Annotated in this window: 14 protein-coding genes; 8 read left to right on the forward strand and 6 right to left on the reverse strand. The window is 73.1% G+C overall.

Going from position 1 to position 15,048, the window contains the following annotated elements; genetic code table 11:
- The first annotated feature begins 92 nt into the window (after positions 1 to 92).
- Both ACWDZ7_RS18385 and ACWDZ7_RS18390 read left to right on the forward strand, forming a co-directional pair.
- On the forward strand, positions 93 to 668 hold the full coding sequence (locus ACWDZ7_RS18385) for a TetR/AcrR family transcriptional regulator (RefSeq protein WP_451798117.1): 576 nt from the start codon (positions 93 to 95) through the stop codon (positions 666 to 668).
- A gap of 56 nt (positions 669 to 724) precedes the next feature.
- On the forward strand, positions 725 to 955 hold the full coding sequence (locus tag ACWDZ7_RS18390) for a hypothetical protein (RefSeq protein ID WP_451798073.1): 231 nt from the start codon (positions 725 to 727) through the stop codon (positions 953 to 955).
- A gap of 59 nt (positions 956 to 1,014) precedes the next feature.
- Here ACWDZ7_RS18390 and ACWDZ7_RS18395 read toward each other — a convergent pair whose 3' ends face one another.
- From ACWDZ7_RS18395 to ACWDZ7_RS18405, 3 genes are all read right to left on the reverse strand, one after another.
- On the reverse strand, positions 1,015 to 2,058 hold the full coding sequence (locus ACWDZ7_RS18395) for a glutathione S-transferase family protein (protein WP_451798074.1): 1,044 nt from the start codon (positions 2,056 to 2,058) through the stop codon (positions 1,015 to 1,017).
- Positions 2,055 to 2,348, reverse strand: a complete 294-nt coding sequence (locus ACWDZ7_RS18400; protein ID WP_451798076.1) for a hypothetical protein — start codon at positions 2,346 to 2,348, stop codon at positions 2,055 to 2,057. Before ACWDZ7_RS18400 ends, ACWDZ7_RS18395 begins: the two co-directional genes overlap by 4 nt.
- Before the next feature lie 89 nt (positions 2,349 to 2,437).
- Positions 2,438 to 3,919: a cytochrome P450 gene (locus ACWDZ7_RS18405; protein ID WP_451798078.1), complete on the reverse strand. Its 1,482-nt coding sequence runs from the start codon at positions 3,917 to 3,919 to the stop codon at positions 2,438 to 2,440.
- Positions 3,920 to 4,036: 117 nt separating this feature from the next.
- Here ACWDZ7_RS18405 and ACWDZ7_RS18410 point away from each other — a divergent pair, with 117 nt between their 5' ends.
- On the forward strand, positions 4,037 to 4,642 hold the full coding sequence (locus tag ACWDZ7_RS18410; RefSeq protein WP_451798079.1) for a TetR/AcrR family transcriptional regulator: 606 nt from the start codon (positions 4,037 to 4,039) through the stop codon (positions 4,640 to 4,642).
- A gap of 27 nt (positions 4,643 to 4,669) precedes the next feature.
- On the opposite strand, the gene ACWDZ7_RS18415 is transcribed toward ACWDZ7_RS18410, so the two are convergent.
- The gene (locus tag ACWDZ7_RS18415; RefSeq protein ID WP_451798081.1) at positions 4,670 to 5,092 is read right to left on the reverse strand and encodes an HAD-IA family hydrolase; all 423 of its coding nucleotides are present in this window, start codon (positions 5,090 to 5,092) and stop codon (positions 4,670 to 4,672) included.
- A 133-nt stretch (positions 5,093 to 5,225) separates the two neighbouring features.
- Between ACWDZ7_RS18415 and ACWDZ7_RS18420 the strand changes: the two genes are divergently transcribed.
- The 5 genes from ACWDZ7_RS18420 to ACWDZ7_RS18440 all read left to right on the forward strand — a co-directional run bounded on the left by ACWDZ7_RS18420 (position 5,226) and on the right by ACWDZ7_RS18440 (position 13,428).
- On the forward strand, positions 5,226 to 5,369 hold the full coding sequence (locus ACWDZ7_RS18420; RefSeq protein ID WP_451798083.1) for a hypothetical protein: 144 nt from the start codon (positions 5,226 to 5,228) through the stop codon (positions 5,367 to 5,369).
- 213 nt (positions 5,370 to 5,582) lie between these two features.
- Complete coding sequence (locus tag ACWDZ7_RS18425; RefSeq protein WP_451798085.1) at positions 5,583 to 8,624, forward strand: helix-turn-helix transcriptional regulator; 3,042 nt, start codon at positions 5,583 to 5,585, stop codon at positions 8,622 to 8,624.
- 223 nt (positions 8,625 to 8,847) lie between these two features.
- Positions 8,848 to 10,671 carry a thiamine pyrophosphate-dependent enzyme gene (locus ACWDZ7_RS18430; protein WP_451798087.1) on the forward strand — a complete coding sequence of 608 codons (1,824 nt, stop codon included), beginning with the start codon at positions 8,848 to 8,850 and terminating at the stop codon, positions 10,669 to 10,671.
- A gap of 54 nt (positions 10,672 to 10,725) precedes the next feature.
- Complete coding sequence (locus tag ACWDZ7_RS18435) at positions 10,726 to 12,531, forward strand: ABC transporter ATP-binding protein (RefSeq protein ID WP_451798089.1); 1,806 nt, start codon at positions 10,726 to 10,728, stop codon at positions 12,529 to 12,531.
- Positions 12,532 to 12,603: 72 nt separating this feature from the next.
- Positions 12,604 to 13,428, forward strand: coding sequence for a maleylpyruvate isomerase family mycothiol-dependent enzyme (locus ACWDZ7_RS18440; protein ID WP_451798091.1), 825 nt, complete (start codon positions 12,604 to 12,606; stop codon positions 13,426 to 13,428).
- A 37-nt stretch (positions 13,429 to 13,465) separates the two neighbouring features.
- On the opposite strand, the gene ACWDZ7_RS18445 is transcribed toward ACWDZ7_RS18440, so the two are convergent.
- Both ACWDZ7_RS18445 and ACWDZ7_RS18450 read right to left on the reverse strand, forming a co-directional pair.
- Complete coding sequence (locus ACWDZ7_RS18445; protein WP_451798093.1) at positions 13,466 to 14,860, reverse strand: helix-turn-helix transcriptional regulator; 1,395 nt, start codon at positions 14,858 to 14,860, stop codon at positions 13,466 to 13,468.
- On the reverse strand, positions 14,850 to 15,048 hold a 199-nt coding region (locus tag ACWDZ7_RS18450), incomplete at its 5' end, for a hypothetical protein (RefSeq protein WP_451798118.1). The genes ACWDZ7_RS18450 and ACWDZ7_RS18445, both read right to left, overlap by 11 nt.

Here is a 15,048-nt window from a genome sequence, read left to right on the forward strand (position 1 = left end):
CGGGGATAGGGTCGGCGCACAGGGACCGGCGGTGAGGGAGAACGGGAGCGCACGTGGCACGAAGGCGGGACGGACAGGTCGCGCGGGACCGGATGCTCGAAGAGGCGATGACGGCCATCGCGGAGAACGGCCTCGCCGCGCTCACCATGTCCGCGCTCGCCGACCGCCTCGGCACCAGCGGCGGCCACATCCTGTACTACTTCGGCAGCAAGGACCGGCTGCTCCTCGAAGCGCTGCGCTGGAGCGAGGCGGCGCTCACCGAGGAGCGCCGCGCCCTGCTCTCGGGCCGGGCCGCGCCCGCCCGCAGACTCGACCGCTTCCTCCAGCTCTACCTGCCCAAGGGCCCGCGCGACCCCCGCTGGATGCTGTGGATCGAACTCTGGGCGCGCGCCGGGGGGAACGAACCGCTCCGCACGGCCCAGGAGGAGCTGGACCAGGGCTGGCAGGAGGATCTCACCGCACTGCTCGCCCAGGGCGCGGCAGCGGACGCCTTCGCCGTCGACGACGGCGCGGGCCGTGCCGGTGAACTCCTCGCCCTGCTGGACGGGTTGAGTACGCGTGTGGTGCTCGGCCAGCGGGGCGCGGACCGCAGGAGCGCCCTGGCGTCGGCCCGCTCGGCGGCCCGGCGGCTGGTGGGGCAGGCGGCTGAGCAGCGGCCCGATCAGTAGCCCGAGCGGCCGACTGGCCGGGCGCTTCCTCCGCTCACCGTGGAAGAGTTCCGGGTATGAGCGAGTATCCGTACACGGCGAACCCTCGGATCACGGTCCTCGGCGTCCAGCACGGCAGCCCGCCGTTCCGCATCGTGGAGATCGACGGTGAGGTGGTCGGCACGGCGAAGACCGTCACGGACGTCCTGGACGCGGCCGCCATGGCGGGCATCCCCGTGCACGACCTCGACGATCCGGACGCCGTGCGATGGGTGGGCGGCGACAAGTTCACCTGGCGGCCGCATTGACCGGGTGGCCGCGCTGACCGGGTGGCCGCACTGACCTGGCGCCCCGTCGAACGCCCGGGTCACGGCCGCCCGGCCGCCGGCACCTCCTCCCCGGCGGGCACCGGACCCGGCGCCGTGCCGTCGCCGAACGGGCGCCCGCCCAGCTCCTCGCGGTGATGCGGCGTCAGCCACCCGGCCAGGTCGGGGCCCAGTGGCACGACCCCGGTCGGGTTGATGCCCGAGTGCACCTGGTAGTAGTGCCGCTTGATGTGGTCGAAGTCGATGGTGTCCCCGAACCCCGGCGTCTGGAACAGATCCCGCGCGTACGCCCACAGCACCGGGTCCTCGGACAGCTTCCGGCGGTTGCACTTGAAGTGGCCGTGGTACACCGCGTCGAACCGCACCAGCGTGCTGAACAGCCGGATGTCCGCTTCCGTGATCGTCTCCCCGACGAGGTAGCGACGGCTCACCAGCCGCTCGGAGGTCAGCTCGAGGCGGCGGAACACCTCGCGGCACGCCGCGTCGTACGCACTCTGCTCCGCGGCGAAACCCGCGCGGTACACGCCGTTGTTGACGTCGCGGTAGATGCCCTCCATCACCGTGTCGATCTCGTCGCGCAGCGGCTCCGGGTACAGGTCGGGCGCCCCTTCGCGGTGCAGCGCCGTCCACTGTGTGGCGAAGTCCAGGGTGATCTGCTGGAAGTCGTTGGTGACCAGCTTGCCGCTCGGCACGTCCACGAGCGCGGGCACGCTGACGCCGCCCGGGTAGCCGCTCTCACGCGCCTCGTACGCCTCACTCAGGAAGCGGATGCCGAGCACGGGGTCGCGGCCGTCGGGGTCGAGCGTGAACCGCCAGCTCCGGTCGTCCTGGATCGGGTCGGTGACCCCCAGGGACAGGGCGCCCTCCAGACCGAGCAGCCGCCGGGAGATCAGCGCCCGGCCCGCCCAGGGGCAGGCGCGGCTCACCACCAGGCGGTAGCGCCCCGCCTCGACGGGCCAGCCGTCACCGCCGTCACCGCCGCCGTCGGCGGTGACACGGTCCGCGAAATGACTCTTGGAGCGCTTGAACTCCTTGTGCCCGTACGAGGCGTTGCCCTCCGCCGGGCTTCCCGCCGCCGCGCTCATGACCGGCTGCCTTCCCGCGCACCCGTGCGGGCCACCGGGGCGCCTCCGTCCGGTTCCGCGCGGGCCGGGGATGGCACCAGATCGTAGATCCGGTCGATGAGCACCGCTTCGTTGCCCGCGAGGCCGGCGCGGCGCAGCGCGTCGTCGGCCTCCGCGATCGGCCCCGCGAGCAGCGTGGCCGCGGCGGCGGGAGGCACCTCGCAGGCGTCGGACAGCGCGGCGCGCGCGGTGTGCAGCAGACGCAAGCAGGCCTGGGCGGCGAGCAGTTCCTCGGACGTCGTGCCGGTCATGTCGAGCGACTCCTCTGCGCTGGATGGCGTGGGCGGCATCGCGGCGATGCCACCCACCACTGTGGCGCACGGGTCTGACAATGGCGCTCCTACGCGGCCGCTGACCGGCGGGTGAGCCGCAAAGTGAGGCCGTCCGGCATGAGCGTCAGACGCTCGGCGACGCGCAGCCGGTAACCGGGATCGGCGTGCAGGTCGTAGCGGCGCAGCAGCAGGCCGAGCACCAACGTGGCCTCATGCAGGGCGAACTGTCGTCCGATGCAGGCCCGCGCGCCGGTGCCGAACGGCTTGAAGACATGGGCGGGCCTGGCACGTACCGCCGAAGGGGCGAACCGGTCGGGGTCGAACTCCTCGGGGCGCTCGCCCCACGCGGCCGGATCGCGGTGCAGCATCGTGGCGAGGACCAGCGCCCACGCGCCCCGGCGCATCGGGTGCACGCCCCCGAGCGTGGTGTCCTCGCGGGCCTCACGGGCGAATGCGGGAGCGGTCGGCCACAGCCGCAGCGATTCGTCGAGCACCCGGCGTACGTAGCGCAGCTTGGCCACTTGCTCGTACGCGGGCTCCTCCTCGGCGCCCCACACCTCGTCGACCTCGGCCCGCGCGCGGGCGAGCACCTCCGGGGAGCGCGACAAGTAGTGCAGCGCGAAGGACAGCGCCCCGGAGGTCGTCTCGTGCCCCGCCACCAGGAAGGTGATGACCTGCCGGCGGATGTTCTGCGAAGACAGCCGCTCCCCCGTCCCGGGGTGGGCCACTTCCAGCATGCGGTCGAGCAGATCGCCGTGGCCGCCCGACCCGGACGCGGCGCGGCGGGCGGCGACCACCGCGTCCACGGTGCGGTTGAGGTATGCCATGTCGGCGTCGTTGCGCCGGTCGGCGCCGCGCAGCAGCAGCGGGGTGAGCAGCGGAGGGACGACGTTGCGGCGCTGGGCGAAGGAGAGCGTGCCGACCATGGCCGTCACGAAGGGGTGCGGCGCCGACCGCTCGAAGGAGCCGAAGTCGTGCCCGAACCCGGTGCGGGCGATCGTCTCCAGCGTCAGCTTCGTCATGTCGCCGGGCACGTCCACCGCCCGCCCCGCCGACTCCCGCTCGTCCCAGCGCGCCGTCAGCTGCCGGGCCACGTCGAGCATCAGCGGGTGGTAGCCCGCCATGGCCTCGCGGCTGAACCCCGGGGCGAGGATGTCGTGCGCCAGCTGCCAGTTGGGTTCGTGGTTGTACGCGGTGAAGAGCCCGTCGCCCGCCACCGGACGGAGGTTGGCCACCCCGAGGCCCACGTGCTTGGCGAAGCGCGAGTCGTCGGCCAGGTCGGCGACCAGCTCGGCGCCCCACACGAAGACGAACTCCTTGCCGAACGCCTTGCGCCGGAAGATGGGCCCCAGCAGGCGTCCCATCCGCATCGAGTCCTGCAACGGCGTCCGCGCGTCGGCCCCCAGGACGTCGCCGAGGAACGGCAGGCGGCGCGGCGGATGGGGTATGTGAGGCAGCTCCGGCCAGCCGAGTTCCGCGCTGCGGAAACCCTTGGGCGGGGGCTGCGCCGACACCGTCTGCCCGGCCGCTGACCGCGTCGTCTGCGCCATGTGCCCATCTCCCTTGTCCAGCGCGCCCGTTGGCTCCGACGAGCCTGTTGTACGTGGATTCAATAAGAGTCCTCAGTCTGGGCCCGCTATTGAATTCGCGTCAAGTAAGGTGCGTGCATGGCCGCGAACCCACCGGAGCGCACGCGCCGCAGAATGAGCACCGAGGAGCGGCGTGAGCAGCTGCTTTCGGTCGGGGCGCGGCTGTTCGCGCAGAAGCCGTACGACGATGTGTGGATCGAGCGGGTCGCGGAGATCGCGGGCGTCTCACGCGGACTCCTGTACCACTACTTCCCGACCAAACGGGACTTCTTCGCCGCCGTCGTACAGCGCGAGAGCGAGCGCATGCTGCGCCTGACGGCGGCCGAGCCCGGTCTGCCGGTGCGGGAGCAGATCAGCAGCGGCCTCGACACGTTCCTCGGCTATGTGGAGAGCCACGCGCAGGGCTTCCGCGCCTTCCACCGGGCCGAGGCGGCGGGCGATCCGCTGGTCCGCGAGGTCTACGGGCGGGGCCTCGCGGCCCAGGAGCGGCAGATCCTCGCGGCCCTCGCCGCGGACCCGGACGCCGACCTCGTCCAGGACCCGCCCGCGCTGCGCCTCGCGGTGCGCGGCTGGCTCGCCTTCATGGTGGCCGTCTGCCTGGAGTGGCTGGCGGAGCCGGAACTGACGCGCGCACAGGTGCGGGACCTGTGCGCAAAGGCGCTGCTCGGCGCGATCACGCGCTGAGGCCGCGATCACGCGCTGAGGCCGCGATCACGCGCTGAGGCGCAGCTCCTCCCGCAGGCGGGTGGGGGTCGTGAAGAGGTGGCCGCGTACGCCGCTCGCCTGCGCCGCGCGGATGTTCTCCTCGCGGTCATCGACGAAAAGCACCCGTCCCGGCTCGGTGCCCAGGGCGTCCAGGCACCAGCGGTAGGCGCCCGCCTCCGGCTTGGCGTGGCCGATGCGGCAGGAGAAGGCGCGCACTCGGAATTGCTTGAGCCAGGCGTGCCGCTCCTCGTAGTGGGCGGCCAGCTCCTCGGGGATGTTGGAGAGCAGCGCGATCGGCCTGCCCGCCGCCGCGAGCTCCTCGACCAGCGCGACCATCGTGTCGTCGACGGCGCTCCAACTGGCGATGTCGGCCTCGATGAGCCGCGCGACCCGGTCGTGCCCGAAGTCGGCGCCGAGCGCGTCGGCCACCTGCCGCCAGTAGCCGGGGCCGGTGGCGTCCCCGCGGTCGTAGGGCTGCCGCAGACCCCAGTACGCCTCCCGGGAAGAGAGTGTCGGGCACGCCCGCGGTGGCGGCCAGGCGGGCCTTGCCGGCCTCGGACTGATGGCGCGCGATGACACCGAACATGTCGAAGAGCAGGGTGTCGTACGCGGGCCCGCTCGCCGTGTGCCGCCCGCGTGCACGGCCGGCGTCCTGCGCGACCCCCAGCCGCAGCAGCGCCCCACCACCTCCGCCGCGCGCTCCTGACGGTGCGCGGCGGTGTCACTCACCAGCCAGGGAGCGCCGGAAGCCAGGGAACCCCGGAGTGACCGAACCGCTCCCGGGCCACCGACGCGAACCGCTCGGCGACCGCGGTGGAGAAGAGGACAACATGTCCATCTTCGGGTGGTGTTGACGGATGTGCGCCCGTCCCTCGACGATTTCACCCAAGCCGATCTGACCAGGCACAAGGGGATTCGTTTGTCATCACGTGCTCACACCCCCCACATCGACTCGACTCCCTCGTCCCGCTCCCCGCACACCCCCACACCACCCACACCATCAGCACCGTCCCCGCCGTCCCCGCCGCCCGGGCCGCGGCTGCGCGGCCGGGAACGGCAGTGGGTACGGCTGCTGCACCTGCTCGACACCACACGGTCCGGCCCCCGGCGAGGAGGCGTCGCCCTCGTCGAAGGAGCGGCCGGCACCGGCCGCAGCAGGCTGCTGAGCGACGCCGCGGCCGTGGCGGCCCAGTGCGGCTTCTCCGTCGCGTACGGCACCGCCGACGAGATCCGGCGCGCCATCCCCCTCGCACCCCTGATCGCCGCCCTGGACCCCACCACCGACGCGGGCTCCCCGCACGAGGACCCGGGCGCCATGGGCGCCCACTCCGCCTGGCTGATCGACCGGATGCGGCTCTCGCTCGGCGAACGGCTGCGCCGCGGCCCCGTGGCCGTCGTGCTGGACGACCTCCAGTGGGCGGACACCATGACACTGGCCGCGCTGAGCACTCTGGTCGCGCGCAGCGCGGGCCGGCCGGTGGTGTGGGTGATGGCCCGCCGTACCGGCGGGACGGAATCGCTGCCGGGCAAGCTGTTCACCGTGCTCGGCGACGCCGACCGCGCGGAACGGCTGCACCTGCCGCCCCTGGACGACCAGGCCGTGGCGGAGCTGGCAGCCGACCGGCTGTCGGCCGAGCCCGCACCCGAGCTGCTCTCCTACGCCAAGGGCGCGGACGGCAACCCCGCGGCACTGATCGCGCTCCTCGACGGCCTCGTCGTGGAACACCACGTACGGGTGACCGACGGGCGCGCCCGGCCGACCGGAGAGCTCACGAACGCGCAAGTGCCGCGCCGCTTCAGCACCTTGGTGCGCGACCGGGCGACGGCCCTCCAGCCGGGCACCCGGCTGCTGCTCGACGTGGCCTGCGTCCTCGGCAGGACCGCCCCGCCCGAGGACATCGCGCAGATACTGGGCGAGACCACGGCCTCCATGCTGCCGGCACTGCGGGAGGCGCTGGAATCCCGGATCATGGTGTGCGAGGGCGACACCGTCGCGTTCCGGCACGAACTGGTCAGGCAGGCACTGCTCGCGGCACTGCCCGGACCGCTGCGCGGGTCACTGCACCGCCGGGCGGCAGAGATGGTCATCGGCCGGGACGGCGGTGTCCTGCCGGCCGCGGCGCACCTGGTGCACGGCGCCCGCCGCGGCGACACCCGGGCCGTGACGGTGCTGTGCGCGGCGGCCACCGCGGTCGTCGCGACCGACCCGCGTACGGCGGCCGGACTCGCCCAGCGCGCACTGGAGATCACCGGTCCGCCGCACCCCGTACGGGCGGATCTGGTCCGTGTCGCGGTCGAGGCGCTGGCCCGCTGCGGGCCCCTGCCCCGGGCGATCACGCTGGCCGAGGAGGCCCTGGGCGGGGTACTGCCGAAGGAGCAGGCCGCCGTCGTGCGGTGCCAGCTGTCCTCGGCGCTGCTGCTCGCGGGCCGGACCGCACGGGCCGTCGCCGTCGCAGGGGCGCCGCCTCCGCCGGGCACCACGGGCGCCGAAGAACTCACGGACCGCATCGTCCTGGGCAGACTGAACGCCCTGGTCGACCTGGACGCGGCAGCCGCCGAACACGAGACACGGCAGGAGATGACACGCCACGGCCGCCCGTCCGCCGGACTGCGGTGCGTGCTGGCCCGGTCGCACTGGTACGCGGGCCGGGTCGGCGAAGCGCTGCGGCAGGCCCGCGAGGCGGCCGGCCCGCCCGACGGGGAACACGGCGTGTGCTGGCCGTTCCCGCCCCGCCTCGCACTCGCCACCATGCTCACCCACCTGCGGGAGACCACGGAGGCCGCGGCCGTCCTGAGCCCCCTCCGCGGTGACAGCGGGGCCGAGGGATGGCCGGTGCTGCGCGGCGCCGGCATGATCCTCGGGTCGTCCCTCGCCCTCGCCCGGGGCGCCCTGGAGGAAGCGGAGTCACAGGCCGCCGGGGGGCTCGCGGCCGCCGACGAGGCGGGCATGCCGCGGTACTCGCCGCTGGCCTGGCGGACCCTCACCGAGGTCGCGCTGCGCCGTGGGGATCTCGCCGCGGCCGACGGACACGTCAGGCAGCTGACGCGGACGGTGGCGGAGCAGGGGCTCGACGGCGCCGCGGCGGCCGCGTCACGGGCGGGCGCCGCGTGGATGACGGCACAGCTCGCCGCGGCACGGCGTGACCTGGAAGGCCTCGACTCCGCGCTGGCCACCGTCCACACGGACCACAGCACCCTGCGCCTGCTCCTCTGCGAGGAACCGGCGGCGGCCGCCTGGCTGGTGCGCACGGCGACCGACCGGGGCGACGGGGAACGGGCCGACGCCACCGTGCGGGCCGCGCGACGGCTCGCCGCCGACAACCCGGACGTACCTTCGCTGCTGGCCGCCGCCGCGCACGCGCAGGGGGTGCACCGGCAGGACGCCGACGCGCTGCGGCGCGCGGTGCAGACGCACCGCGACCCATGGTGCGGGGCCTCCGCCGCCGAGGACCTGGGAGCGCTGTGCGCGGCCGACCGTGCGACGACGGTGACGGAACTGGAGTGGGCCATGGCCAAGTACGCGCGGCTGGGCGCCGCACGGGACGAGGCCCGGGTGCGGCGCCGGCTGCGCCGTCTCGGGGTGCGTCGGCGGCACTGGAAGCACGCGGACCGGCCCGCATCCGGGTGGGCGAGCCTGACCGACACCGAGCGCAGGGTCGCGGACCTGGTGGCACAAGGGCTGACCAACCGTCAGGTGGCGAATCAGATGTTCCTGTCCTCGCACACCGTCGGCTTCCATCTGCGGCAGATCTACCGGAAGCTACGGCTGCGGTCCCGGATCGACCTGGCGCGCACCCACCCCGGGGCCGACGACGGTCCCGGGCCCCGTGTCACGGACCGCCCCGCACCACAGCCCGGCGCGGGCTCCGTCCCGAGCCCACGCGACCCGGCATCCCGTGGCCCGGAGACGCCGCGCGGGCCCGCCCTCCCGGACCCGCGGCACCCGACCGACACCACGTAACCGTGCTCTTCCCCGAGGACGCCCGCCCGCTGCTGGCCGCCGTCCGTGTCGCTGTGCGCCCTCGTCCTGCTCTTCGGATGCGGCATCGCGCTCGCCGCGATCCTGTACGACCAGGATCCGCACATTGTTTCCGTCGCTCGGACGGCCTCGGTGAGGGTGCGTGCCCGGAGGGCCGGGCGGAGGGTGGAAGCGGTCCTGTACCCGCACACCGAGGAGCTGCCTGATGTCCGCACCGCCCAGCAACGAGCAGCCGGGCAACGCGAAGACGACGTCCGACCTGATCGTCGAGCGGTTGCTGGAATGGGGCGTGGACACCTGCTTCGGCATCTGCGGGGACCAGGTCAACGGATTCTTCGAAGCACTGCGCACCCACCCCGAGATGCGTTTCGTGCATGTACGGCACGAGGAGAACGCGGCGCTGGCGTGTGTGGGCCATGCGAAGTTCACCGGCCGCCCCGCCGCCTGCGTGGCCACCGCGGGCCCGGGGGCGGTGCACCTGCTCAACGGCCTGTACGACGCGCGGATCGACGGCGCCCCGGTCATCGCCATCACCGGCCTGTCGTATCACGACACGGTTGGTGCCCACTTCCTGCAGGACCTGCCCTCGGACCGGCTGCTGGAGGGGGCGTGCATGTTCTCCGAGCGGGTCATGGGCCCGGCCCACGCTGTGACCGCCACCGATCTGGCGGTACGCAGCGCGCTGATGAACCGCACGCCCTCCCACCTGGCGATCCCCATCGACGTCCAGTCCTTCACGCTGGAGCAGGACACCCTCTCGCCGAAGAATGTGCCCGGACATCTGTCGCTGGCCGGGCAGCCGTTCACCGTCGTCCCGCCGGGCGAGCGGCTGCGTGCGGCGGCCGAGGTGCTGAATTCCTGTGAGCGGGTGGCGATCTGCGCCGGGGCCGGCGCTCGCGGGGCGGGTGATCTGCTGGAGCAGGTCGCCGAGGTGCTGGGCGCGCCCATCATCAAGGCCGGTCTGGGCAAGGACTGTGTTCCTGACGACAGCGCGTACACCACCGGCGGCATGGGACTGATCGGCACCCGCGCCTCCCACGAGGCGTTCGAGGACTGTGACGGGTTCCTGATCGTGGGTTCCTCCACGCCGTACTACGAGTTCTGGCCTCAGCCCGGGCAGGCGCGCGGGGTGCAGATCGATCTGAACGCCGACCGCATCGCCATGCGCTATCCCGTCGAGGTGGGCCTGGTCGGCCACGCGGCGGCTGTCCTGGAACAGCTGCTGCCGCTGCTGGAGCGCAAGACGGACCGGTCCTTCCTGGAACGTGCTCAAGCCACCACCCGCCGCTGGTGGGAGCTGATCGGCGAGCAGGCCGCCTCCTCCGGCACCCCCATGCGCCCCCAGGTGGTCACCTGGGAACTGTCGAAAGCGCTGCCCGATGACGCGATCGTCACGGGGGACGCCGGGACGGTGACCGCGTGGGGCGGCCGGCTGCGGCTGCGCCGCGGCATGCAGTACTCCTTCTCCGGCACCCTGTGCACCATGGGCGCGGCCCTGCCCTACGCGATCGGCGCCCAGATCGCCCACCCCGACCGGCCGGTGATCGCCTTCACCGGCGACGGATCGATGAGCATGGGCATGGGCGAACTGGCCACCCTCGCCCAGTACGACCTCCCCGTCAAAGTCGTCGTCCTGCGCAACAACTCCCTCGCCCTGGAGGTGTGGGAGCAGACCGCGCTGCTCGGCAACCCCCAGATGGGCTGCGAACTGCACCCCATCGACTTCACCGCCGTCGCCCGCGCCTGCGGACTCCACGCCTTCCGCATCGAGGACCCCGCCGAGGCCGCCGACGTCTTCACCCAGGCCATGGCCTTCGACGGGCCCTGTCTGATCGAAGCCGTCACTGACCCCTACGAGGCGCCGTTCGGCGAAAGCCTCCAGCCCACTCACGCCGCCCACATCGCCCAGGCCCTCGGCAAGGGCGAGGCGGCCGCCTCCGCCATCGCCGGCAACCTCCTGCAAGACGACCGCGTCGCGATGTCACCAGCCCTGCGACAGCACCACGACGACATCGCCCGCTACCGCTGACAACTCACGACGCGGCGAGTCAGGTGGATCACCGCCGATCGCGTCCTGTCCCATGTGACAGCCGAACCCGCCGCCGAAACCGAGCGGCTTCCCGCCAAGGAGACCTGGCGTGCCCTGTACCGCCACTTCCGCCCGCACCGCGGCGCCGTGGCCTTCGGGGCCTTCCTCACGCTGATCGGCGCCGCGACCGGGCTGGCCCAGCCGCTGGCGGCCAAGTCCCTCGTGGACAAGCTCGGCGGCGACGGGTCGATCACCGGCATCCTGGTGCTCCTCACCGCGCTCGTGGTCCTCGGCACCGCGATCGAGTCGTTCGGCGCGTACATCCTGGAGCGCAGCGCCGAGTCCGTGGTGCTCGCGGCCCGGCGCACCCTCATCGGGCGCCTGCTGCGGCTGCGCCTCGCGGAGGTGGAGCGGACCCAGCCGGGCGACCTGATGTCCCGGGTCACCTCGGACACGACGCTGCTGCGGGCCGTGACGACTCAGTGCGTGGTGTCCGCGGCGTCCGGCAGTCTCACCTTCCTCGCGACGATCGTGATGATGGGGCTGATGGACCCCGTCCTGTTGGGTGTCACGCTCGGCGTGATCGTGTTGATCGGCGGCGCGGTCTCCGTCGTCATGCCGAAGATCGCGCGGGAGACGCGGCGCGGGCAGGAGGCGGTGGGCACGATCTCGACCGGGCTTGAACGGGCGTTCGGGGCCTTCCGTACGCTCAAGGCCTCCGGTGCCGAGCGGCGCGAGACGGATGTGGTGCAGGAGGCCGCGCGTGAGGCGTGGCGGCACGGTGTACGGTCGGCGAAGTGGCAGGCGCTGGCGTGGAGTTCGGTCAATCTCGCCGTGCAGGTGTCGTTCCTCGCGGTGCTCGGCATCGGCGGCGCGCGGGTCGCGTCCGGCGCGATATCCATCTCGACGCTGGTGGCCTTCCTGCTCTTCCTCTTCTATCTGATCGACCCGGTGTCGCGCATGGTCGAGGCGGCTTCGCAGTACCAGGTGGGTTCGGCGGCGATCGCACGGATCGTGCAGGCGGAGCGCCTGGAGACGGAAGGGACGGAAGAGACGGAGGGGGGCGGCGGGCCGGGGCGGGAGGCCGGCCCAAGGACGACGGCGTCCGGCCCGGCTTCCGTGGCCTTCGACGACGTGACCTTCCGCTACCGGGACGACCTCCCGTACGTCCATCACGGCGTGAGCCTCGACGTGCCGGGCCCCGGCATGACGGCCTTCGTGGGCCCGTCCGGAGCGGGCAAGACGACGGTGTTCGGCCTGATCGAGCGGTTCTACGAGGTGACGGGCGGCCGGGTCCTGGTCGACGGCAAGGACGTACGGGAGTGGCCGCTGGCCGAGCTGCGGGCCACCATCGGATACGTGGAGCAGGACGCGCCCGTCCTCGCGGGCACCGTCCGCGAGAACCTCCTCTTCGCGGCGCCGGACGCCACCGAGGCCGAGGTCCGCGAGGTCCTCGTACGCGCCCGGCTGGACCGCGTGGTCGAACAGCTGCCGGAAGGTCTCGACACGTTGGTCGGCCACCGGGGTTCCAAGCTGTCCGGCGGCGAGCGGCAGCGGGTGGCGATCGCCAGGGCGCTGCTGCGAAAGCCCCGCCTGCTCCTTCTCGACGAGGCGACCTCACAGCTGGACGCGGTCAACGAACTGGCGCTGCGGGACGTGGTGGCGGAGGTGTCCCGCGAGGTGACGGTCCTGGTGGTGGCGCACCGCCTGTCGACGGTGATGCTGGCGGACCGGATCGTGGTGATGGACGCGGGGAAGGTACGAGCGGTGGGCACGCACACCGAACTGGTGGCGGCGGACCCGCTGTACGGGGAACTCGCGGCGACCCAGTTCCTGGCGGCGTCCTCGACATCGGCGTGAGCGGCCGCTGGAGCCGCTGGGTACGTGTTGACGCGTTGCGTGGGGCAGCGGTACGTGGTCTACCGTGACGGCATGACGCGTCCGAGCCCCAGTGCGGTGTACGACCGCTACGTCGCCCGACTCTCCGACCAGACCGCCCAGTTGGTGTCGGCCCTCGACGGCGCGGACGCCGCCGCGCCGGTGCCGGGATGCCCTGGATGGACCCTCGCCCACCTGCTGCGCCACGTCGGCGGCACGCACAGCTGGGCCGAGACGATCGTGCGGACCCGGGCCACCGCGCCCGTCCCGGACGAGCAGGTCAACCAGGTCACGCCCGAAGCGGACGACGACATGGTCACGCTGACCACCTGGCTCACGGAGTGCACCGCCCGGCTCGTGGACGCCTTGCGCACGACGGGGCCGGACGCCAAGGTGTGGACCCCGGCCCCGAGCGGCACCCCGCTCTTCTGGGCCCGCCGTATGACGTACGAGACGGTCGTCCACCGCTTCGACGCGACCGCCGCGGTCGGCGGGACGTACACCCTGGATACGGATGTCGCGCTCGACGGGCTCGCGGAGTGGCTGGAGTTCGCCACCTTGCCGCAGGCGTACGAGTCGGAGACCGCGCATCGCGCGCTGCTCGGACCCGGCCGCACCCTTCACTTCCACGCCACCGACGCCGACACCGACGCTCCCGAGGGGGCGGGGGAGTGGTTCATCGACCTGACCGAGGCCCCCATCACCGTGAGCCACGCCCACAAGAAGGCGACCACGGCGGTACGCGGCTCACTCGCGGACCTGCTCCTCCTCGTGTACCGGCGCCGTTCCCCGACCGCCGCCGACGGCATCGACGTCCTGGGCGACGAGGCGCTTGTGACCACGTGGCTGGAGGGCGCCGGTCACTGGCTGCGGAGGTGAGACGTACGGGGACGTCACCGCGCCTCCTGCCAGCCCATCACGACGGCGACGCCTCGCCCAGCCGCGCCAGTTCGCCCCGCGACGCCACCCCCAGCTTCGGGTAGGCGTTGTACAGGTGATAGCCCACTGTGCGCGGGCTCAGGAAGAGTTGGGCGCCGATGTCGCGGTTGCTCAGGCCCGTCGCCGCGAGGCGGACCACCTGTAGTTCCTGCGGGGTGAGCGTGGTGAAGCGGTCGCCGGACGGGGCCGACGCGGGGCGGGACTCGCCCGTGGCGCGGAGTTCGGCGCGGGACCGTTCCGCCCATGGCGCGGCGCGCAGGGACTCGAAGGCGTCGGCCGCGGCGCGCAGCGGGACGCGGGCCTCGGTGCGGCGGCCCGCTCGGCGCAGCCACTCGCCGTACAGCAGTTCGGTGCGGGCCCGCTCGAAGAGGCGGCCACTTCCGTGGTGCAGGCGCAACGCCTGTTCGTACAGCTCACCCGCCTGGGACTCCGGAGCGAGGAGCGCCCGGCAGCGGAGCCCGATCGCCTCGGCCCATGCCTGGCCGGTGGCTTCGGCCCAGGTCTCGTAGCGGGCGAGGGCCTCGGACGCGCGGTCGGTGGCCCCGGTGCGGACGGCGGCCTCGACGAGGTCCGGCAGGGAGTAGAGGATCTTGACGGCGTGCCGCGCGGGGCCCGAGAGCAGCTCCTCGTACCGCCGCAGGGCTGCCTCGGGGCGGCCGAGGCCCAGGTCGAGCAGGCTCAGCGCGCACACGTTCCACACGAGACAGGACGGCCCGGTCCGCGCGTCGTGCTGCTCCGCCAGCTCCCTGCACCGCTCCTCGTCCCCTTCGACGGCCGCCAAGTGCGCCAGGACACCGCGGAGCTGGTCGACGTACGGCATTTGATCGATGTCCTCGGCCACGCGCAGTCCCTCTGCCGCGGCGGTGTGGCCGTCGCGGTGGCGGCCCAGGAACGTGTGCGAGCGGGCCAGGAGCATCAGGGCCAGCGGCAGCAGACCGATCGCCCCCTGCGAGCGGCATTCGCGCTCCAGCGCGGTGAAGTGCCCGTGCCCTGCCTCCAGGTCGCCCGTGGAGAACGCCCACGCGGCGATCGAGAGCCGCTCGCGCAGGTCGAGCCCCGCGTGCCGCCCGCCGAGGCCCGAGACGAGTCCGCGCAGCGCGGGCAGCGCCACCTTCGGTTCGCCCGCGGCGAGCCGCTCCAGGGCCACCGCGGCGTCGACGAAGGGCGCGGTCTCCGCGCTCCGAGGCAGTTCCAAGGACGCGAGGCGGGCCGTGAGTTCGGATACGGCGGACTGCGGACCGCCGTGCCAGGCGGCCGTCACCGCCTCGTACAGCATGAACGCCGCGGTTCCCGAAGCCGTCGCGGCGACCTCGGCCGCGCCCTCGCCGAGCAGGGTGTACGACGTTTCGAGCCGCCCCTGCTCACGGGCCACGGCTGCCCGCACCTTCACCAGTTCGGCGCGGCGCAGCGGATCGGTGATGTGCGGGGCGGCCCGCGTCGCGAGATCGGCGGCGCGGCGGCCCTCCCCGGTCCAGGGCGTCGATGGCCTTGCGGCCCTCGTCCTTCGGAAGGGTGAAGGAGATGTCGGTCAGGCCCGTCGAGGCGGCCGACACGTTCTGC

Source organism: Streptomyces sp. NPDC003032, assembly GCF_053591415.1.

Coding starts and splice junctions, on each gene's coding strand:
- ACWDZ7_RS18385 (WP_451798117.1), top strand. CDS start 93: ATGCTCGAAGAGGCGATGACGGCCATCGCGGAGAACGGCCTCGCCGCG.
- ACWDZ7_RS18390 (WP_451798073.1), top strand. CDS start 725: ATGAGCGAGTATCCGTACACGGCGAACCCTCGGATCACGGTCCTCGGC.
- ACWDZ7_RS18395 (WP_451798074.1), bottom strand. CDS start 2,058: ATGAGCGCGGCGGCGGGAAGCCCGGCGGAGGGCAACGCCTCGTACGGG.
- ACWDZ7_RS18400 (WP_451798076.1), bottom strand. CDS start 2,348: ATGACCGGCACGACGTCCGAGGAACTGCTCGCCGCCCAGGCCTGCTTG.
- ACWDZ7_RS18405 (WP_451798078.1), bottom strand. CDS start 3,919: ATGGCGCAGACGACGCGGTCAGCGGCCGGGCAGACGGTGTCGGCGCAG.
- ACWDZ7_RS18410 (WP_451798079.1), top strand. CDS start 4,037: ATGGCCGCGAACCCACCGGAGCGCACGCGCCGCAGAATGAGCACCGAG.
- ACWDZ7_RS18420 (WP_451798083.1), top strand. CDS start 5,226: ATGGCGCGCGATGACACCGAACATGTCGAAGAGCAGGGTGTCGTACGC.
- ACWDZ7_RS18430 (WP_451798087.1), top strand. CDS start 8,848: ATGTCCGCACCGCCCAGCAACGAGCAGCCGGGCAACGCGAAGACGACG.
- ACWDZ7_RS18440 (WP_451798091.1), top strand. CDS start 12,604: ATGACGCGTCCGAGCCCCAGTGCGGTGTACGACCGCTACGTCGCCCGA.